The following is a 20,683-nucleotide window of genomic DNA, read 5'->3' as shown; positions in this document are numbered from 1 at the left end:
ATGTTAAAGCCTTGAAAGCTGAAAGTTGGGAGGAGTGTCATGCTTGATTTTCTGAGGCAGCGTGCAGGCTCTTGGCTTGTTAAAATCATCCTTGGTGCCATTATCATCGTCTTTATTTTCTGGGGTGTAGGGACTTTTCGCACAGGAAAACGAAATATCCTTGCTGAAGTAAACGGTGCGCCCATCACTTTTGAGGAATTCCAAGCCCTTTACGCCCAAAAAATGAACCAACTACGTAATCTTTTTGGCCCGAACTTAAATGACGAACTCCTAAAAAGGCTCAATCTCCCGGCGCAGGTCTTTGAGGATCTGGTAAGACGCAAAATCATGCTTCAGGTTGCTGAAAAGATGGGAGTTCAAGTCTCTACAAAGGAGCTTCAGCTAGCTATTTCTCAAATCCCTATGTTTCAGACAAATGGCCGTTTTGATCCTCAAAAGTATCGGCTAATTTTGCGCGAATTAAGACTTGCTCCAAAAGACTTTGAAGAAATGATCAGGGCAGAGTTTATCGAAGCAAAAATAAGACACATGCTTCTTACACCCATCAGGGCTACCTCTTTTGAAACTAAAGAATGGTATTCTTTTGAAAATGAAAAAATTAAACTTCTTTATGCCAAACTTTCTATATCTAACTGTGAAGCAGAAGTAAAAGTTACAGAAGATAAACTTAAGAAATATTATGAAACAAATAAGGAGAAATATCGCACCAAATTAAAAATAGCTCTTACTTATTATTTACTACCATTTAAAGAGCTAGAAAAAGAATTAAAAATCTCAGAAGAAGACCTTAAAAACTATTATGAATCACATAAAAACGAATTTACTGAGCCTGAAAAACGCAAAATCAGGCATATTTTGATTACCAAAAAGAAGAACGAAACTGAAGAAGAATTTTTAGCCCGTGCTCAAAAAATTAGAAAAAAGATTAAAAGCGCAGAGGATTTTGCCAAAGTAGCAGCTAAATATTCTGATGATCCGCACTCCAAAAAAGAAGGAGGGGATCTCGGCTGGGTAACTGCAAACGAAGTATTTGAAAATCTCCGTGAAGTAATCTTTTCCGCAAGAGAAGGGGAGATCCTTGGTCCTGTGCGAAGCCCCATGGGGTACCACATAATTTTAGTTGAAAAGATAAAACCCGCTAAGACCAAACCTTTATCTCAGGTTAAAGCCCAGATTGAACAAAAACTTAAAGAACAAAAGCTTAAGGCTTACGCCTGGGATAAAGCGGAAAAACTTTACGATGAGATTATTTTAACGGGAGGCCTTGAGGCCTGGGCAAAAAAAGAACACAAAAAACTCGTAACAACTCCTGAGTTTGTGCCAGCAAATCCCCCTGAGGACCCCAATCTTACCCCTGAAGTCATTGCCGCTGCTCAGAGGCTTACGCAAGGTGAGATGGGATCTCTCATGGAAGTGCCAAACGGAATCATAATTTTTAAGCTTGCTAAAAAAGAACCTCCGCATATTCCTCCCTTTGATAAAGTGAAAGACAAAGTTAAACAGGATTTTGTTCGTGAAGAAGCAGCTAAGCTTTGCGGGAAAAAAGCTGAAAAAATCCTATCCGAACTCAAAAAGGGGAATTTAGAGCAAATTTCCCAAAAATATGGGCTCAACTTTAAAGAAACCGACTTTTTCCCAAGGAAGGAAACACAAGTCCCAGGGATCCCTCAAGAGGTATTGTCCATGGCAAGAGGGCTTGGTAAGCCTGGAGAATGGATTTCTGCGCCAATTCTTGCAAAAGATGCTTTTTATTTTGTAAAGCTTTCTGCTACCAAACCTGCTGACTTAAAAGAATTTGAAAAAGAAAAGAAAAATCTTCAGGAGCTTTTAACTGCCAAGAAGCGTAAAGAGGCCTTTGACGACTGGTACCAAGCTTTACGGGAAAGAGCGCAAGTAAAGCTTTACCATGAACTTCCCAAACTTTAGGAGGTTTCATGCCAAAGAGGCAAGACCTTAAAAAGATTCTAATCATAGGTTCAGGGCCCATTGTTATAGGTCAAGCTTGTGAGTTTGATTACTCTGGGACTCAAGCGTGCAAAGCCCTTCGCGAAGAGGGCTACGAAATAGTCCTGGTAAATTCAAACCCTGCCACCATTATGACTGACCCGGAAATGGCAGACCGCACCTATGTAGAACCCATTACTCCCGACGTGGTGGCAGAAATTATCAAAGAAGAACGTCCAGATGCCTTACTTCCAACCCTTGGAGGACAAACAGGCTTAAACGTTGCCTTTGAGGTGGCTCGTCGCGGGGTTCTTGAAAAATATGGCGTTGAGATGATAGCCGCCTCAGCAGAAGTGATCCGTAAGGCTGAAGACAGGCTTGCCTTCCGCGAGGCGATGAAAAACATAGGGCTAAAGGTCCCTGCCAGTGAGATTGTAACCACTCTTTCTCAGGCCTTTTCTGCGGCGGAAAAAATCGGCTATCCCATTATCGTGCGTCCAAGCTTTACCCTTGGGGGCACTGGTGGCGGGGTGGCTTATAATCGCGAAGAACTCGAAGAAATCGTCACAAGGGGCCTTGAGCTTTCTCTCATCCATCAGGTGATGCTTGAAGAAAGCGTGCTTGGCTGGAAAGAGTTTGAGCTTGAGGTCATGCGCGACAAAAACGACAACGTGGTCATCATCTGCACCATTGAAAATTTCGATCCCATGGGAGTCCATACGGGAGACTCCATTACCGTGGCCCCTTCTCAGACTCTGACCGACCGTGAATATCAGCGCATGCGTGACGCAGCCATTGCTATCATGCGTGAAATAGGAGTTGACACCGGGGGTTCAAACGTTCAGTTTGCCATCCATCCGCGCACCGGGGAAATGGTTGTCATTGAAATGAACCCCAGGGTCTCGCGATCCTCTGCCCTTGCCAGTAAGGCCACTGGTTTTCCCATTGCCAAAATCGCCGCTAAACTTGCCGTGGGTTATACCCTTGATGAAATCCCAAATGACATCACCCGGGAGACCATGGCCTCTTTTGAGCCCACTATCGACTATGTAGTAGTAAAAATCCCGCGTTTTACCTTTGAAAAATTCCCTGAGACCCCTGATGAATTGACAACCTCCATGCGTTCTGTGGGCGAAACCATGGCCATTGGGCGCACTTTCAAAGAAGCGCTTCAAAAGGCGCTTCGCGGCCTTGAAATAGGAAGGGCAGGGCTTGGGGCTGACGGCAAATCTCCTTCTGATACCGGACACCTTCCTCCCCGGGAGCTCATCATTGAAAAGCTGCGCATCCCTAACAGTGAACGCATTTTCTATATCCGTGAGGCCTGTAAGGCAGGTTTTTCTACTCAGGAAATATATGAGTTGACTTATATTGACCCCTGGTTTTTAGAACAAATTCGCCAGATAGTTGCCAAAGAAGACGAAATAAAAAGTACAGGCAAGGCCATTTTTGAACCTGAAAAACTTTACGAAATCAAAAGATACGGGTTTTCTGATAAGCAGCTTGGCTTCCTGCTCAAGATGGACGAAGAAGAAGTTGTCAGACGCCGCAAGGAAGCCGGCATTCGCCCTGTTTACAAATTAGTTGATACCTGTGCCGCGGAATTTGAAGCCTACACCCCTTACTACTACTCAAGCTACGAGGTTGAAAACGAAGCCCGCACTTCTAAAAATCGAAAGGTTATGATCCTTGGCGGAGGCCCAAACCGCATTGGGCAGGGCATTGAATTTGATTATTGCTGTGTGCATGCTTCTTTTGGTCTGCGTGAGTTAGGCATTGAGTCCATCATGGTTAACTCAAACCCAGAGACCGTTTCCACAGATTATGACACTTCAGACAGACTTTACTTTGAACCCCTTACCTTTGAAGACGTGCTTCATATTTATGAACAGGAAGCCCCTGAAGGGGTAATAGTTCAGTTCGGGGGGCAGACTCCCCTTAATCTTGCCGTGCCTCTGGCCAGGGCAGGTGTTAATATTCTTGGCACTACCCCAGATAGCATTGACCGAGCTGAAGACCGGGAACGTTTCACCGCCTTACTTGATAAACTCGGGCTTAAAAAACCTCCCGCAGGAACAGCCTTTACCATCGAAGAAGCCGTAAGGATTGCTAACAGGATCGGCTATCCCGTGCTGGTTAGACCTTCTTACGTATTGGGTGGCCGGGCAATGCAGATCGTCTGGGACGAGCACAGCTTAAAGACTTACATGGAAACGGCGGCCCGTGTTAACCCCGAGCATCCGGTGCTCATCGACAAGTTCTTGGAACATGCCATAGAAGTTGACGTTGATGCCATTTCTGACGGTGAAATCACAGTGGTCGGCGGTATTATGGAACATATCGAAGAAGCAGGAATCCACTCAGGGGATTCTGCCTGTGTGCTTCCGCCTATCTCTATTGATCGCGATCTAATAGAAGAAATTAAAGCTGCCACCAAGGCCCTTGCCAAGGAGTTAAACGTAGTAGGCTTAATGAATATCCAGTTTGCCATTAAAGGAAAAGAGCTTTACGTGCTTGAAGTGAATCCGCGGGCTTCGCGCACGATCCCCTTTGTTTCCAAGGCCATAGGAGTACCCCTTGCAAGGCTTGCTACCTGGGTGATGATGGGGAAATCCCTTAAGGAAATAGGTTTTACTAAGGAAATAGAGCCCAGACATATTTCGGTAAAAGAGGCAGTTTTTCCGTTTAGACGTTTTCCCGGGGTTGACGTCCTGCTAGGGCCAGAGATGAAGTCCACTGGCGAAGTTATGGGCATTGACTTTGATTTCGGCATGGCCTTTGCCAAAGCTCAACTTGCCGCTGGGATGCGTCTTCCCACCGAAGGAAAAGTCTTTCTTTCGGTAAAAGACCAGGACAAACCACTTGCGGTTCCTATCGCCAAAGAACTAGTTGAACTCGGCTTTAAGATAGTGGCCACCAAGGGCACAGCTAAAGTTTTGAGAATTTCTGGGGTGCCAGTTGAAGAAATTCCCAAAATTTCCGAAAAAGTGCGCCCCAATGCCATTGATATGTTAAAAAACGGCGAGTTTTCCCTGGTGATAAATACCGCTGAGGGCAAAGAAAGCCGCCAGGATGCTTATCTCATCAGGCGCTACGCCATGGAGCTTGAAGTGCCTTACGCTACCACCATTTCCTGTGCCAAGGCCATGGTGCAGGCCATAAAACGCTTAAAAGAAGCGCGCCTAGAAGTCCGCCCGCTGCAGGAATATTATCGCAACCTGCCAGAGTGTTTTTACAGCAAAAAATAACTTGGTTTTTCGGTAAAAATCTTTCCTGAAGAGGGAGCAAGTCTTTTGCTTGCTGCCTCTTTCTTATTTGCTTAATCAACCCGTCTTTTTTGCCGATAACAACGGAGAGAACAAAAAGGCGGGGGTTTTATGGATCTTGGTACTGTAATCGGTCTGGTACTTGGTATAGTACTTCTTCTGGGATCGATTGTCCTTGGTGGAAGTGTAGGAATTTTTATCAATATTCCTTCGATTTTGGTCGTTGTTGGGGGAACTATAGCGGGTTCTTTTATATCCTTTTCCCTTGCTGATGTCTTAGGCTCTATAAAAATCGCTATGAAGGCCTTCTTTAACAAGATTGACCCCCCAGAAGAAATAATCAAAGAACTTACGAATTTAGCTAACATTGCCCGGCGTGAGGGGCTGCTTAAGCTTGAAAAACAACCCATAAGCAATCCCTTTCTTAAGAAGGCCATTATGTATTGCGTGGATGGCCATGAGGCCGAGTTCATTGAGGAGGTCTTATCAAAAGAAGTCTCTCTTATGATTGAACGCCACGAGACCGGGCAAAAGCTTTTTAGGACCATGGCGGATCTTGCCCCTGCCTTTGGAATGATTGGAACCCTTATCGGTCTTGTTCAGATGCTCTCAAGCATGGATGACCCTAAGTCCATTGGTCCTTCCATGGCGGTTGCTCTTTTGACCACTCTTTATGGTGCGGTTATGGCAAACCTCTTTTTTGCCCCTATCGCCAATAAACTGGAGCTCCGCTCGCAAGAAGAACAGCTTAATTACCGGCTTATTATCGAGGGAGTAATCGGGCTTCAAAAAGGGCTTAACCCCCGGGTGCTCGAAGAGATTCTTAAGGCCTTTTTGCCTCCCAAAAAACGCGGAGAGGGTGAAGGTGGTGAGTAATGGCCAAAACTGAACCCCAGCGCAAAAAAAACGAGGGAGGCGGAGCACCAAAATGGATGACCACCTTTGCCGACCTTATGTCTCTGCTCATGTGCTTTTTCGTTTTGCTTCTTTCCTTCTCAGAGATGGATCCCGCAAAATTTAAAGAAGTAGCAGGATCATTGCGCGATGCCTTTGGCGTGCAGCGCGAAGAAATTGTCTTTCAGTTACCCAAAGGGATTAGCGTAGTAACCACTGAGTTTCCACCTAAATTTACCGTAGATGACTTGCTTGAGCGAATCCGCGCTACGGTAAAACTTGAAATGATAAAAGGGGAGATCCAGATAGAAAGCTTAAAAGACCGCGTTGTCTTGCGTTTCAAGGACGAAGTTATGTTTCCTAAAGGTAGCGCTGAGCTTACTCCCCGGGCCAAGCAAATCCTCTTAAAAGTAGGAGAAATTCTGGAACTTTTTGACGGAGAAATCATAGTCGCAGGCCATACCGATGATACGCCCATTGTGAGGGGAAAATATCGTTCCAACTGGGAGCTTTCTGCGGCAAGGGCGGTTTCTGTGGTAGAGTTTTTGCTTAAACACAAATTTGTACTCCCGCGGCAGGTGGCTGCCGTAGGTTACGGCCCAAGCAGGCCCCTTTACCCCAATGATACTGAAAAGCACCGGGCAGCTAACCGACGGGTTGAAATAATTTTGCTTCAACAAAAAAATCCGCTTCTTAAGTACCAGGAAGCGTTCTCTGGTGCTAAAGAACAGGAACCTTTGCCTGAGGAGGCCAAATGAGCGAGGAAAAAAGAAACTATATCCGCATATATGACCACGTTCTTTTACGTTTAAAACCCCTCAGCCGTGAAGAATTCGAACGCAAGCTTGAAAATTACCGTGAGGGCAAGGAAAGCCCCTGGATTGACCCCATTCGTCCGCCAGGAGAAGTACTCAAACTTGAAACTTACCTTAAACGTCTTAGGGACAAAGACAGGGACCTTGCAGGAGTTCTCCAGATACTGAACCACAAGCTTGATCGTATTTTGATAAAACTCCTTGGGGAGGAATTTTTAGAAGGTTTTCAGGAAACAGAGGCCAATCTTAGTGCTGGTGGGTTAAGGATTCGTTTCCCCAAAAAGCTAGAGGTTGGGGCTATCTTTGAAATAGACCTTGGGCTTTTGCCGGACTGGATTTTTATTAAAACCTTTGGAGAAGTTATCCGCGTGGAAAAAAGTGAAGAAAACGGTTACGAAGTTGCTTTTAAGTTCATCTGGATAACCGAAGCTGATCAAGACAAGCTGGTGCAACACATTTTTAGACAGCAGGTCCTTCAACTAAAAGCCACCAAAAGGGTACAAAAATCTTAGAGGCAAGCACCACAGCGCTTACATTTCCCAAGATGGCAGGGCGGGCTTGTTTTCCCCTGGCGAGCCCGTACCCATTCTTCATACAAAAATTCTTTTTTAACCCCTAAGTCTATTACCTCCCAGGGGAACAGCTCTTCTTTTTGGCGCTCTCTGGCAAGAATAAAAAGCGGATTTAGGGGCAGGCTTGCAAAGGCCTGAGATAGATTTTTCCCCCTGGCTAAAGCCAGGATAAAGTTTTTAAGGCGTCTATCTCCTCTTGCGATAAGGGCCTGCATGGCAGCCCATTTGGGAAGATCTGCGGTAAACCTGGTACTTGCTATTTTGCGTGATTCCTTTTTTAACCAGGTAATTTTCTTTTTAAGGGAGCCTTTGTTTTCAAAGGGTACCCACTGAAAAGGCGTGTGCGGCTTTGGGACAAAAGAAGCCACGCTAAGTCTTATTTCAACCACGTATCCTTTAGGGCGTGTTACCTTATCAAGGGTGTGTCTTATTTTTTTTGCTAAGTTTACAATTCCCCTTAAGTCTTCATCAGTTTCAAAGGGAAGGCCTATCATAAAATAAAGTTTAAGGGCTTTTATACCTTCTTTAGCAAGGAGTTCTGTGGCAGAAAGAATTGCTTCTTCGTCTAATCCCTTGTTTATGATGCGTCTTAGCCTTTCGGTGCCAGCCTCAGGGGCAATAGTAGCAGTTTTTTGCCTAACCAAAAGCCTTGCAAAGTCTTCTGTAAGGGCGTCAGCCCTAAGGGACGAAAAAGTGATCGTGCAGTCTTTGGCAAGAAGCCTCCTGGCAAGTTCAATGATGGTTTCTTGGTTTGCAAACTCAAGCCCCACAAGCCCTACCTTAGCCTTATCAGGGATAAAAGATACGGCTTTATGAAGAATCTCTTTGGGCCAGGGCCTTGGCGGGCGATAAAGGATGCCTGCCGCACAAAAACGACACCCACGCCCGCAGCCTCTTCCCACTTCCAAAAGGTAAGTATCTGCAAATTCAGTTTCTTTGGTGATAAGACCCGAAAAGGGAGGACGGCTTATCTCTTGGGTAAAGACTCTTTTTATAGGAGCAGTCTTTATCTCTTTTAAAAAGCCGTCTGCATCAAAAGAGACTTCGTATTTGGCATCAAGATAACAGGGGATCTCTTCGATAGCTTTTTCACCCAAAAGGGCAGAAACCAAGTCTGCAGAAAAAGCTTCTATTTCGCCAATCAAAAAGCCATCCACAAAAGGGGTGAAAGGATCAGGGTTAAGCCAGGTAGCAATGCCCCCTGCCAGGATAGGACTATCTTTTTTTCTCTCAGTCCTCAGGGGTGGTATGCCTGCTTGTTCTAAGATTTTTACCAGGTTAACAAGGTCAGCTTCAAAAGAAACTGAAAAAAGGACAAGGGAAAAATCAGTAAGAGGTCTGTTTGATTCCACCGAACGCAGGGGTTTTCCGTCTTCTGGGAGAAAAAATCTTTCGCAAACTATTTCGTCGTATGCGTTTAATGTTTCATAAACCAGGCGAAAACCAAGATTTGACATGCCCACGTGGTAGGTGTTGGGAAAGACAAGGGCTACGGGAACTCTTCCACGCCAGCGCTTTTTGAATACGCCTTTTTCACTGGTTAATAATGATGGCATCTTTTATCCGACAAAGTGTCATCACGAAGCGACTTGTACGCCCGCGAGATCCCATCCCTTCGCTTTCCGAGATTGCTTCGCTTCGCTCGCAATGACCACCAAGGCGTCATCGCGAGGAGGCCCGTTAGGGCCGACAAAGCGATCGCTTTCCCGAACATAGTGAGGGATCTAGATTGCTCACTGTGTTGTAAAATATCACCTGTTTTATGCTTACAAATGACATTTTTGAGACCTTTGCAAAATTGTCGAGATCAGTATTGCAAGCACAACCACAAGGGCCTTAAGAAAAGATGTTTTGCAAAGGTCTCATTTTTGTTAGTAGAATACCTGGCTTACTAAAAAAGTCATCTTTTTCGGTAAGTAACAAGATATTTTTAACCCTGTAAGAGCATTTTGACGAGCACGTCGCCTAATGATGACTGGTGAGGGTAAGATATTCGCAATGACGTTTTATTTCTGAGAGATTAGTTGGTGGACCTTTTTGAAGCAAAGATTCATGACCAAACGCCCGCCAGCTTTTTTAGCAAGATCTTGTGCCTCCTCGCTTACAATGCCTTCTTGCAACCAGATGTTTTTTATGCCACAGGATAAGGCCTCACGTACAATAGGTGGGACCTGGTCGGCACGCCTAAAAATAATAACAGTGTCTATTTTTTCTTCCGCAGGAATCTCAGAGAGTCGCCGATAGCATTTTTGGCCAAGGATTTCTTTTTGTCCGGGATTAACCGGGACTACTTTGAATCCGTGCTCAAGCAAATATTTCATTACCTGAAAGCTTGGGCGTTCTTCTTTAGCGCTTGCCCCAACAATGGCTATGTTTTTGCTTTGAGAGACTATTTCTTTAGCTAAGGCGGAAATATCGGTGTAATTAGGCAAAGTACATTCTCTTTTCATGAAAGCTCGCAAAGAAACGTTTTTAATTTTTCTTTCAACTCAGCTAAGGCCTTTCCTCGGTGGCTTAGCTTATTTTTTTCTTCCAAGGTAAGTTCAGCGGCGGTTTTTCCAAGCTCTGGCACCAAAAAAACGGGATCGTAGCCAAAACCAAGGTTTCCTTTGGGTTCTTCGGTAATTTGCCCTTCCCAGACTCCCTCAGCCTTAAACCATTTGCCAGAGGGATGATAAACCACCATTACACACTTAAAACGTGCGCTTCGTTTTTCAGGAGGGATTCCTTCTAATTCTTTAAGGAGCTTGGCAATATTGGCCTCATCAGTGGCATCTTCTCCGGCAAAACGCGCGGAATAAACCCCAGGGGCTCCGCCTAAGGCATCTACCTCAATCCCTGAGTCATCAGCAAGACAAAGCTCCCCAGTGGCCTCAGCAACTTCTTTGGCCTTTTTAAAGGCGTTTTCAAAAAAAGTCTTGCCAGTTTCTTCTACCTCTGGAGCCTGAGGAAAATCCCCTACACTTTTTACTTCAACGGGAAGATCAGCTAAAAGGGCCTTTATTTCTTTTATTTTTCCCGAATTTCGCGTGGCAAGCACCAAGGTGATTTTTTCTTTAGGCATTTTTAAGCACCTCTTGTTGCACGGCACAAAGCTCTTTTATGCCTTTTAAGGCCAAAGTCTTCATTTTTTCAAATACTTCCCAATCAAAGGGTTCTTTTTCTGCGGTGGTCTGAATTTCAACGATTTTTTCATCGTTAGTCATAACAAAATTGGCATCAACCTCTGCGACAGAGTCTTCTTCGTAGGAAAGATCAAGAAGCACTTCGCCTGCCACCATGCCACAACTTATGGCTGCAAGATGGTGTTTTATAGGATCATGAGCAAGAAGGCCTTCTCTCATAAGCTTACGAAAGGCAAGAGCCAGGGCTACCCATGCCCCTGTTATTGAGGCAGTACGCGTGCCACCATCAGCCTGGACAACGTCGCAATCAACCCAAAAAGTGCGCTCGCCAAGAAGGCTTAAATCAACCACCGCTCGCAGGCTTCTTCCAATAAGGCGCTGGATTTCATAAGAGCGCCCCTTTTTGCCAGAGGTTTCACGCGGCGTGCGTGTATGGGTTGAGCGGGGAAGCATGGCGTATTCTGCGGTAATCCAGCCCATGCCTGTGTCTTTCAAAAAGGCGGGGACTTTTTCTTCCACAGAAACGCTGCAAATAACTTTGGTTTCTCCAAGCTCAATTAAGGCTGAGCCCTCAGCATACTTAAGGTAATGAGGGATTATCTTTACTGGTCTTAATTCGTCTGGTTTTCTTCCATCTGGGCGCATGTTTCTTTTTTAACAGCTAAGTTTTTTTCGTCAAATTTTTCAGCCATTTCTAATGATAATTCCAGCTGGATAACCCTGGTAGGGCAAATATTTAAACAATTTAGGCAACGAATACACTCTGGGCCGTTTAACTCCTCAGGGACTTTGAGGTTAAGGGGACATATTTTTTCGCACAGATGGCAATCAAGGCAGTCTTCCTTGCGCCAGGTGAGTTTAATAAGGCTTAACCTGTTGAAAAGCCCGTAAAGCGCGCCAAGGGGGCAGAGTACCGCACAAAAAAAGCGGAAATAAAAAACACAAAGAACCATGATGGCCAGAAGTAACATAACTTTCCAGTAAAAAAGGAAACCAACAAGGGCTCGCAAAGAATCGCGCAAAGAAAGATTTATGAGCCCTGCTTCAAGGGTTCCTGCCGGGCAAATGAGGTTACAAAACCAGGGTTTCCCATAACCAGTCTGGGTGACCATAATAGCAGGAAGCAAGATAACAAAAATTGCGAGCAAAACATACTTTACAAGGTAAAGTTTACGTGGAATTTCAAGCTTGCTGGTCTTTATGCGAAAGATTAGCTCCTGCAAAAAACCAAAAGGACAGATCCACCCGCAGACAACCCTTCCCAAAAAAATTCCGTAAAGAAAAAGAAACCCAAGCACATAAGAAAGAGAAGCCAGGGCCTGGGCCTTTAAGAGCCGCAAACTAAGAAGACTTTGCTGAAGGGCTCCAAGAGGGCAGGCAAAAAGTGCTGCAGGACAGGAATAACAATTAAGCCCCGGGAAGCAAAGTCCTTTCAAAGGGCCGCGGTAAAGGGCCTTTTGCCACAAAAAGGCAATATTGGCATTGGCAAGGAGGGTGAAGATGAGTTGCGAAAGGGTGCGCTTTTTAAACTTCATTCAAGCCCCATGCAGGAAAGGCAAAGGGATACTGCGCGTGACCACACAAAGCGAAACCCATCGTGGGCAAAGCCGTAAAGCAAAAGCCCTGCTCCTGCCAATAAAATTACTTTAGGAAAGTGCCTCATTTTTCTTTAAAGCTTGCTCTTGACCCTTTTTACCTTTTCCCCTAGGTGTGTTTCCTTGTCTCTACGGTCGTCTATTTTAATGGCCATATACACTCTCTTAGCTCCAGCTTTAAAAGGGATTTCATGGAGTTCGCGGGCAATTTTTAACAAAGTATCAACATCACCTTCGATAATAGTTCCCATGTCTGTAAGGGCATGGGGGATGTTTTTCTCTATGAGGTATTTTTCAATGTCTGCGATGTATTTGCTAAGGCTTGTTGAACCAGTGCCCAGAGGAATAATGCTTATGTCCATAAGTGCCATAGCCTGCCCTCCTATCACCCGGTCATCATAAGGATCCGTTCCTATTTTTCGAAACGAAAAACGGGAACGGATCCCAGGGCTTGAAACCCTGATGATCGGCAATTTTGCAAAGGTCTTTTTAATATAACTAGTAAAGTTGAAGTTGACGATTACAAGAAATGAAATCTCTTCCCAGACGAAAATTTAGCTTGCTATCTGTTTCATTTTCTTGTCATTATTAAAAGGAAACCTTGGACTAGGATCCTTCTTTTTTTGGAACGAAAAATAGGAACGGATCCCTAAGCTTAAAAAACTGATCTCGGCAATTTTGCGAAGGTCTTAAAAAACAAAAGCATTTGGAGGAGGTCCTTTATGGGAGAAATTTTACAGATATCTGCGCGGGAAATTTTAGACTCAAGGGGAAACCCCACTGTTGAAGTGGAGGTATGGCTTGAAGGAGGGGCTTACGGGCGCGCTGCAGTCCCATCTGGCGCATCCACCGGCTCCTATGAAGCCCTTGAATTAAGAGATAAAGACGACACCCGTTACCATGGCAAAGGTGTTCTGCGTGCTGTTGAAAACGTAAACAACGTCATCGCCCCTGAGCTTGTCGGGATGGAATCAACCGCGCAGGCTGAAATAGACCTAACCCTTCTTGAGCTAGACGGTACGGAAAACAAAAGGCGCTTGGGTGCTAATGCAATTTTGGGAGTTTCCATGGCGATAGCTCAAGCCTCTGCCCAGGAGCTAGGGCTTCCCCTTTACGCCTATCTTGGTGGGGTAGGGGCCAAGGTCTTGCCTGTTCCCCTTATGAACGTGATAAACGGCGGAGTCCATGCTGACAATGCCCTTGATATTCAGGAGTTTATGATTGTTCCACTTGGGGCCCCAAGCTTTTCTGAGGCACTGCGATTTGGCGCAGAAACTTATCATACGCTTAAAAAGATTCTAAAAGAAAAAGGTTATCGTACTTCTGTGGGTGATGAAGGTGGTTTTGCCCCTGAAGTTCAAAGCACTGAAGAGGCCCTTGAGATACTTGTCAGTGCTATTGAAAAGGCGGGTTACCGCCCTGGAGAAGATATTGCCCTTGCCCTTGATGCCGCGGCAAGCGAATTTTTCAAAGATGGCAAGTATGAAATCGAAGGTAAAAGCCTGAGTGCTAAAGAATTGGTTTCTTTTTATGAAAAGCTTATCACTAAATTCCCTATCATTTCCATTGAAGATGGCTGTGCTGAGGACGATTGGGAAGGCTGGAAGCTTCTCAACGAGCGTCTTGGCGGCCGCATTCAGCTAGTAGGAGACGATATTTTTGTCACCAACATTAAGCGCCTTTCCCGTGGCATTGAAGAAAACGTAGCTAACGCCATTTTGATTAAACTTAATCAGATTGGCACGGTCTCTGAGACCCTTGATGCCATCCGTATGGCCCAGACTTCTGGCTGGCGCACGGTGGTATCTCACCGTTCAGGGGAAACCGAAGACACCTTTATTGCTGACCTTTCAGTCGCGGTAAACAGCGGCCAAATTAAAACAGGGGCTCCCTGCCGAAGCGAAAGGGTGGCCAAATATAACCAGCTTCTTCGTATTGAAGACGACCTTGGGGCGGCGGCAATTTTTGCCGGTAAAGATGCCTTTCGTTCATGACCCAAGGGCGCAAAGAATTCTTTGAAGCCTTTTATCAGAGGGTTGGCCAAAATTATGCCAGAGGCCGACCCTCTCGTTTTGAAACAAGGCTTGCCCTTGAAACCATCCTTGACCTTATCGAAAAAGCACTCTTATGCGAAGACACGATAAGCATTGCGGGCTTTGGTAAATTCGAAGTCAAAGTTAGCAAACCGCGCATAGTGCGGGATTTTGCAAAGGGAGAGCTCAAAAAAAGCAGACCCAAAAAACGAATAGTTTTTACCCCTTCTGCTACCTTAACGCGCAAATTAAATTTTTAGATCTTTTATGCGCAATTGAAGATAGGTTCTGCCTTGATAGGGACTTAAGTCAAGGGAAGCCGCAAGCGCTCGTATCCTCTGAGGAACTTCGTTTCCAAACCTAAAGGCAATGGCGGGAAGACTTAAGCCCTCTTGCCAAAGAAAAAGCTTAAGGTGCTTATCTTTTACAAGGCTGGCATTTCTTACTTCAAAGTTTCTCAGGGCAAATACTGGTTCAGGATACCCCGGGCCAAAGGGCTCAAGCCGAAGGAAATGTTCTAAAAATACCGGGTCAAGGAGATGTTTTAAACGCACCCAGGCGTCAATCTGGATTTTGGGCCTTGGGATTTTCCCGTCTAAACATTTTGCTACTGCCTTTTCAAAAGCGCTTGCAAAATCTTTGATTTTTTCCGGACAAAGCTTTAAACCAGCGGCGGCAGGATGGCCGCCAAAGGCCTTTAAGTGATCACTACAGGCACAAAGGCATTCATAAAGATTTATTTCCGGGATACTTCTGCCAGAACCCCGGGCAAGGTCTTCTTGCAAAGAAAGTAAAATAACAGGGCGATAAAATGATTCCTGAAGCCTTGAGGCCACGATACCTATCACGCCAAGGGGCCAGTTTCCTGCTAGCACGTAGGCTGATTTTTCAAAGCCTATTTTATTTTCAATCTCAGCCAGGGCCTCCTTTAAAATGCGTTCTTCAAGCTGTTGTCTCTGGGCATTTAGGAGATGAAGTTCCTTGGCAAGGCTTTCCGCTTCTTCTTCAGAAGGGGTGGTTAAGAGTTTAAAGGCAAGCTCTGCATGTTTTAAGCGTCCGGCAGCATTTATCCGGGGAGCCAGACGGAACATTATGCCATTAGTATCAACCTGGCCGTTCTCGTAGCCACTTACTCGTTTCAGGGCGACAAGTCCTGGTCTTTTGCTTTGAGAAAGCTCTTTCAGACCAAAGCAGGCGATAAGGCGATTTTCTCCGATAAGAGGCACTATGTCAGCAATGGTGCCGAGAGCTACCAAGTCAAGGTAGCTTTTAAGTTTTGGAGGAGAACTTCCAAAAAAGCCTTCTTCAAAAAGCCTTTGGCGGAGCGCCCTTAAAAGAGCAAAAGCCACTCCCACGCCTGCTAACTCACGAAAAGGATAGTGGTTTTCAGGTCTTTTGGGGTTTATAACCGCAAGGGCAGGGGGAAGTTCCTTGGGACACTCGTGGTGGTCGGTGATGATAACGTCGATTCCCGATTTTGCCGCGAAAGAGACTGCTTCGTGGGAAGTGATACCACAATCAACAGTTAAGACCAGTTTTATACCCTTTTCCTTAAGAAGTGGGATAAATTTGGCATGGAACCCGTAGCCGTCTTTTTCGCGGTGGGGGAAGATAACTTCTGGCTTAAGTCCAAGTTCTTTTAAAAAGAGATAAAGGATAGCGGCACCAGTAGTGCCATCCACGTCGTAGTCTCCGTAAATGGCAATTTTTTCTTGCTTTTTGATTGCTTTCACAAGGCTTGCTACGGCTTTATCCATGTCCTTAAGCAGAAAGGGGTTTGGAAAGTCGCTAAGGCGCGGGTTCAGGTGATGATAAATCTCTTGCGGCGAAGAAATACCACGGTTTATAAGGAGGTGTACCAATAAAGGGGGGATTTCCAGTTCACTTGCAAGTTTTAGAACTAAGTTTTTATTAAGTGGAGCTGCCACCCAGGAGGGATCGTTTTTCATGCAGCCAAAAACTAACGAAAAAACCCAAGAAGTGTCAAGGGAAGAAACTACTATTGCTATTAAAGTGCCAAAAGATAAGGTCTATTTCGTAAAGTTTGTAATCGAGGCTGCCGGACACCTTGCTGCCATTACGGTTAAGCCAGGTGGAAAAATAATTTTAAAATGTGACCAAGCGGAATCTAAAAAACTCAGAACTTTACTCAAAAACCTTCCGTTTGAAGTAAAGTTCCTTTAAGGAGCTTATGCAAAACACCTTGGATCCGTTCCTATTTTTAGAACGAAAATAGGAACGGGTCTTGCGGTCATGTGCTTGCAAGACTGAATTTCAACAATTTTGCAAAGTCTTTTTTAATAAGGATGACACTTTTGACACACTCTTCCACCTTTAATTTCTCCTATTAGTAAAAAGTGATATTGGCTACCATGAGGGTTATGACAGCTACTGCACCCGAATCTTTTTCCCTTGCGCAAGGGGTCTTTAGGACCAACAACAGGATGGCTGCGAATAGGATGACCTCTTTTTAAGCCTCGGTAGTTTATATGACAGCTTGTACACAATTGATTTATTGGTCCGGTGTATAGCTGGTACTGGTAATCAGTAGCATGTGGACTATGACAAACAATACATCCAGATTGTGTTAATACTTTATGTACGATTATATTTGGTTTTTGATGTACAAACTTATCCTTATCTTTGTGACAAATTATACAAACATCTCCTTTCTTATCGGCTAACAGTTGGAATTGATATGGACTTGCGTGAGGATTATGACAAGAAGTACAATCACCAGTGCCAACCGGCCCATGAACATATATTTTTTTATAAAATTCTTTGGCATTTACATGACATCTTATACACAAATCTCTAGGATTTCCCGAATAAATGCGGATCATTCCTTTTTCTTCGTGGCAAAATTTACAAAGCCAATTTGCTGCGGGTGAATGTTTTCTAAAATTTTCCGGAATTAGACTTTTGTGACAAGAAACACACTTAGGATCAAAAGGCCCATAAGGAACGGGAGTTATTTCTACATCTTCTGGGATCTTGTCAGTATGGCATAAATTACATTCCTGAGGACTCAGTCCCTCTCTGTGGAAAAAAAATACTGAAGGATCGTCTGTTTTTACCATTAATAAGCTTCTTAAGGGCTTATAGTTTAGATAGAATTCTTCTTCAGTAGGTTCTATTCTATAAATATTTTTTCCTCTATTAAGTTTTAAAACGAAATGTGAATAGTAGGTGTTATTTTTTTTCCATATTCCAAAAGGCTCTATAATCTCATTTTCTTTTTTTACTTTTATTTGATTTTGCCCGTTCCCTTTTATAGCTAAAATTAAATGTACTTGTGCAGTTCGGTTTAAAATAGTAGAACCTGGCTTTGGAGATAATATTCTTATTTCTTTAGCAATACACGTATATGCTATCATTAAAATAGCTAAGATTACTATTAGTATTCTTAAAAAGATCATTTTGTTTCCCTTTTATGTAAAATTAGATAAGCTTTTTTATACGCTTCCGCTGCTTTTTTAAAATTTTGTTTTTTCTCGTATAGTTCTCCTAAAGTAAAAAAGAGCTCTGGATTTCTTTGGTTTCTTAATATTAAAGACTCAAGATCTGCAATAGCTTCTTCTGTTTGTCCGATAGTTGCTTTTGCTTTTGCAAGACAGATAAGTCCTTCTATTGTCTCTTTGCTTTTTAGGCCCAATTCTAATTCCTTAATACCTTCGTCAACCTTTCCAAGTTGTATGTAAGAACATCCCAAGTATATATGGGCTTCCGGCAAATTTTTATCTATTTCTAAAGCTTTTTTAAATTCGGCTATTGCTCTTTGAGGTAAGTTTCTTTTCAATAAAACCTTCCCCATTGCCAAATGTCTCTTGGCTTTTATTAGAGATGCCCTTTTCTTTTTTATTTCAGGGTGCAATTCTCGCTCAAGTTCTTCTTTTGTTTGTTCTTTTAAATAAACTTTTATTTCTCCCAAAGTAATCTGAGCTATTTTCCTGGTATATCCTATCCCTGTAATAACTTTTTTGTTTTTATCAATGATAAGGACAGAAGGTATTACGTATATGCCAAGCGTTTTATAAGCCTCTCTTTCCTTATCCCAAAACATAGGGAAAGAAATTTTATTTTTCTGAATAATATCTTTTACTTTTTCTTTAGGATCATTCTGAACGTTTATGGCAATTATTTTTATATTTCTTTTTTGTAGTTCATTTTTTATTTTCTCAAAAGCCTTAAACGTTTTGATACTACGTTTTTCTTTTAAAGGGATATCTGCACCCCAAAAGATCATTATGGTTATCTTATCAATTGTTTTGCTACAAAACTGGGCACTATCCCCATAAGACGTAACACAAAAATCAGGTAAGGTATCTCCCTCTTTTATATTTCGAAAGGGAAAAGCCGCGGAAGTGGTATTTTCCAAACTGAGAATAAACACCAAGATAAAAACAATCTTTAACAAGAAAAATCTCATTTTTTGACCTCACTTCTTAGTTTGTGTTTCCTTTTTTGAAATAGCATAACTTTGAAATGAATTTCAACGAATTTTTTGAAAAAAACAGCAGATTTAAAAAGATTTTTTTCACAAAAGGTAAGCATCTCTTTTAAAGAGTAAATTTAGGCAAATAAAAGGTCAATTTCTGCTCTTAGTACATTTTCCAGAAAAATTTTCACTTGAAATGAATAATTACTAGTTTTTACCTAGAATTTATTTTACTTTAAACTATTGGAGACTCAATTTTAATTTCGAGGAGAATTTATGAAGCACAACTCCAATCTTCTTAGGGCGGGGCTAGGAATAATCATTTTGCTTGTGTTCCCTTATGTGGTTAATGCAGCTGTACAAATTGAAATTTTTTCTCCTCCTAACAAAGTATGGGTTACAGAAAAAAGAATTTTTCTCGCAGGAACGGTATCCGGCGAGGTTAAAAAGATAGAAATCAAAGGAGTAAAGGTTGTTTCTCCTCGCGGTAAAATCATTCCCGACGCAGGAGCCTTTGGGGCCATTATAGAACTGAAAAAGGGTCTCAACAGACTGAAAATTTCTGCTGATGGTGTCTCCATAAAATATGAAATTTTTTATCTCTCCCCTAAGGAACAAAAAAAGGGTATGAAGCCACCTAAAGGTTTTAAACACTTTTTTGTCCACAAAGACCCTGAATTGATATCATGTAAAGAATGCCATTCTTTTAGAAGAGGGAAGTACAATTTTAAAAGAAATGTCCCGGCACAAGCTAATTGTACTACTGGTAATTGTCATGCTACCCAGGGTAAAGCTCCTTTTGTGCACGGGCCAGTAGGCGCCAAGGTATGCATTGCCTGTCATTCTCCCCATGGTTCTTTTAATGAATTAGAACTTAGCAAAACAGGCCAAGATCTTTGTTTTTCATGCCACCAAGCAAAAAAAGAGGAATTTGCCAAAGAAATAGTACATGTTCCCGTAGAAGAAGGTTGTATCGATTGTCATGACCCCCATCAATCAAATATGCGTTTTCAATTAAAAGGAGATGGAAAAACAATTAGTAGTTTGTGTTTTAACTGTCATGAAAAAGAAATGTTTACCCAAAAACATATGCATGGTCCTGTGGCGACGGGTGATTGCATTGCCTGTCACTCCCCTCACGCATCGGATTATAAAGCACTCCTTATGGCACCACCTGAAAAAGGACAAGTATGTTTTGAGTGTCATCAAGACAGAAAAGAAGACTTTACTATGAAATTTGTTCACGATCCTGCCCAGGAAGATTGTAGTCAGTGTCATGATCCTCATAGTTCTCCTTATCGTTTCCAATTAATAAAACAAAAAGAGAAGCTGTGTGCCACGTGTCATCAGGAATTAACGCCTGAAATCTTTACTGCTATGAATGAAAAATATCCACATAAACCTGTAAAAAATGGCGATTGTGTAGCTTGCCATCGTCCACATTCTTCAAATTATGAACTACTGTTAGCTAACGATTTGACGACCTTGTGTTTTAATTGCCACGTTGATCTAGGAGACTATATCAAGGAATCAAAATTCAAACATGGCCCTGTGCAAACAGGAGATTGTATAGCTTGTCACAATGTGCATGGCTCTCAATATGTTTCTCTACTAGTAAAATATTTTCCACCTAAATTTTATATCGATTATAAGCCAGAAAACTATGATTTATGTTTTGCTTGTCATAACAAAGATATTGCTCGAAATAAACTTACAAATGTATTAACTAATTTCCGAGATGGAGAATTCAACTTACATTACTTACATGTTCATAGAAAAAAAGGAAGGACATGTATAGCATGTCATGATCCCCATGCAAGCAACCAGGCAAAACACATCCGCTATGAAGTGCCTTTTGGGGCCTGGGCTTACCCCATTTCGTTCAAAAAGACCCCTACAGGAGGAACTTGTATCGTAGGGTGCCATGCACCGAAAAGTTATGATCGCTTGCGTCCTGTTTTTTGGAAACCCCCAACTCAATAAATAAAAAGGCCGCCTCAG

19 protein-coding genes are annotated in these 20,683 nt (G+C 43.1%); 9 read left to right on the top strand and 10 right to left on the bottom strand.

Translation table 11 applies throughout. The features are described 5' to 3' along the window. Positions 1 to 39 precede the first annotated feature (39 nt). The 5 genes from H528_RS0100715 (at position 40) to H528_RS0100695 (ending at position 7,431) form a co-directional block, all read left to right on the top strand. A complete protein-coding gene (locus H528_RS0100715) occupies positions 40 to 1,926 on the top strand; it encodes a SurA N-terminal domain-containing protein (protein WP_022852436.1) in 1,887 nt (628 codons plus the stop codon). Positions 1,927 to 1,934: 8 nt separating this feature from the next. Beyond that, on the top strand, positions 1,935 to 5,192 hold the full coding sequence (gene carB, locus H528_RS0100710) for a carbamoyl-phosphate synthase large subunit (RefSeq protein WP_022852435.1): 3,258 nt from the start codon (positions 1,935 to 1,937) through the stop codon (positions 5,190 to 5,192). Positions 5,193 to 5,321: 129 nt separating this feature from the next. Then, entirely contained in the window at positions 5,322 to 6,086 is a 765-nt protein-coding gene (locus tag H528_RS0100705; protein ID WP_022852434.1) for a MotA/TolQ/ExbB proton channel family protein, read from the top strand. Next, entirely contained in the window at positions 6,086 to 6,862 is a 777-nt protein-coding gene (locus H528_RS0100700) for a flagellar motor protein MotB (RefSeq protein WP_022852433.1), read from the top strand. Before H528_RS0100705 ends, H528_RS0100700 begins: the two co-directional genes overlap by 1 nt. After that, entirely contained in the window at positions 6,859 to 7,431 is a 573-nt protein-coding gene (locus H528_RS0100695; protein WP_022852432.1) for a PilZ domain-containing protein, read from the top strand. The genes H528_RS0100700 and H528_RS0100695 overlap by 4 nt, the downstream gene beginning before the upstream one ends. Here the strand turns inward: H528_RS0100695 and H528_RS0100690 are convergent. The 7 genes from H528_RS0100690 to H528_RS0100660 all read right to left on the bottom strand — a co-directional run bounded on the left by H528_RS0100690 (position 7,428) and on the right by H528_RS0100660 (position 12,582). Then, a complete protein-coding gene (locus tag H528_RS0100690) occupies positions 7,428 to 9,047 on the bottom strand; it encodes a radical SAM protein (protein WP_022852431.1) in 1,620 nt (539 codons plus the stop codon). The genes H528_RS0100695 and H528_RS0100690 overlap by 4 nt on opposite strands. A 450-nt stretch (positions 9,048 to 9,497) precedes the next feature. Continuing rightward, positions 9,498 to 9,941, bottom strand: a complete 444-nt coding sequence (locus H528_RS0100685) for a CoA-binding protein (RefSeq protein WP_022852430.1) — start codon at positions 9,939 to 9,941, stop codon at positions 9,498 to 9,500. After that, a complete protein-coding gene (locus tag H528_RS0100680; RefSeq protein ID WP_022852429.1) occupies positions 9,938 to 10,555 on the bottom strand; it encodes an XTP/dITP diphosphatase in 618 nt (205 codons plus the stop codon). The genes H528_RS0100685 and H528_RS0100680 overlap by 4 nt, the downstream gene beginning before the upstream one ends. Continuing rightward, positions 10,548 to 11,261 carry a ribonuclease PH gene (gene rph, locus H528_RS0100675; RefSeq protein ID WP_022852428.1) on the bottom strand — a complete coding sequence of 238 codons (714 nt, stop codon included), beginning with the start codon at positions 11,259 to 11,261 and terminating at the stop codon, positions 10,548 to 10,550. Before rph ends, H528_RS0100680 begins: the two co-directional genes overlap by 8 nt. Further along, positions 11,228 to 12,151: a 4Fe-4S binding protein gene (locus H528_RS12010; protein ID WP_022852427.1), complete on the bottom strand. Its 924-nt coding sequence runs from the start codon at positions 12,149 to 12,151 to the stop codon at positions 11,228 to 11,230. Before H528_RS12010 ends, rph begins: the two co-directional genes overlap by 34 nt. Beyond that, on the bottom strand, positions 12,148 to 12,279 hold the full coding sequence (locus H528_RS14750; protein WP_022852426.1) for a hypothetical protein: 132 nt from the start codon (positions 12,277 to 12,279) through the stop codon (positions 12,148 to 12,150). The genes H528_RS12010 and H528_RS14750 overlap by 4 nt, the downstream gene beginning before the upstream one ends. 6 nt (positions 12,280 to 12,285) lie before the next feature. Then, on the bottom strand, positions 12,286 to 12,582 hold the full coding sequence (locus H528_RS0100660; RefSeq protein WP_022852425.1) for an MTH1187 family thiamine-binding protein: 297 nt from the start codon (positions 12,580 to 12,582) through the stop codon (positions 12,286 to 12,288). A gap of 351 nt (positions 12,583 to 12,933) precedes the next feature. Between H528_RS0100660 and eno the strand changes: the two genes are divergently transcribed. After that, positions 12,934 to 14,205 carry a phosphopyruvate hydratase gene (gene eno, locus H528_RS0100655; protein WP_022852424.1) on the top strand — a complete coding sequence of 424 codons (1,272 nt, stop codon included), beginning with the start codon at positions 12,934 to 12,936 and terminating at the stop codon, positions 14,203 to 14,205. After that, positions 14,202 to 14,504 (top strand): HU family DNA-binding protein, encoded by a 303-nt coding sequence (locus H528_RS12005; RefSeq protein ID WP_022852423.1) that lies wholly within the window; start codon positions 14,202 to 14,204, stop codon positions 14,502 to 14,504. Before eno ends, H528_RS12005 begins: the two co-directional genes overlap by 4 nt. On the opposite strand, the gene recJ is transcribed toward H528_RS12005, so the two are convergent. Next, on the bottom strand, positions 14,493 to 16,193 hold the full coding sequence (gene recJ / locus H528_RS0100645) for a single-stranded-DNA-specific exonuclease RecJ (protein WP_022852422.1): 1,701 nt from the start codon (positions 16,191 to 16,193) through the stop codon (positions 14,493 to 14,495). The two genes, H528_RS12005 and recJ, sit on opposite strands and share 12 nt — an antisense overlap. Between recJ and H528_RS0100640 the strand changes: the two genes are divergently transcribed. Beyond that, the gene (locus H528_RS0100640) at positions 16,192 to 16,428 is read left to right on the top strand and encodes a DUF4911 domain-containing protein (RefSeq protein WP_022852421.1); all 237 of its coding nucleotides are present in this window, start codon (positions 16,192 to 16,194) and stop codon (positions 16,426 to 16,428) included. The genes recJ and H528_RS0100640 overlap by 2 nt on opposite strands. A 113-nt stretch (positions 16,429 to 16,541) precedes the next feature. Here H528_RS0100640 and H528_RS0100635 read toward each other — a convergent pair whose 3' ends face one another. After that, entirely contained in the window at positions 16,542 to 17,663 is a 1,122-nt protein-coding gene (locus H528_RS0100635; RefSeq protein ID WP_022852420.1) for a cytochrome c3 family protein, read from the bottom strand. Beyond that, a complete protein-coding gene (locus tag H528_RS0100630) occupies positions 17,660 to 18,673 on the bottom strand; it encodes a TlpA disulfide reductase family protein (protein WP_022852419.1) in 1,014 nt (337 codons plus the stop codon). Before H528_RS0100630 ends, H528_RS0100635 begins: the two co-directional genes overlap by 4 nt. Before the next feature lie 285 nt (positions 18,674 to 18,958). On the opposite strand from H528_RS0100630, the gene H528_RS13855 reads away from it, so the two are divergent. Then, positions 18,959 to 20,665, top strand: a complete 1,707-nt coding sequence (locus H528_RS13855) for a cytochrome c3 family protein (protein WP_022852417.1) — start codon at positions 18,959 to 18,961, stop codon at positions 20,663 to 20,665. Positions 20,666 to 20,683 lie beyond the last annotated feature (18 nt).

Source organism: Thermodesulfatator atlanticus DSM 21156 (assembly GCF_000421585.1).
Taxonomy (GTDB): Bacteria; Desulfobacterota; Thermodesulfobacteria; order Thermodesulfobacteriales; family Thermodesulfatatoraceae; genus Thermodesulfatator; species Thermodesulfatator atlanticus.
This window is presented reverse-complemented; position numbering and strand designations above follow the sequence as displayed.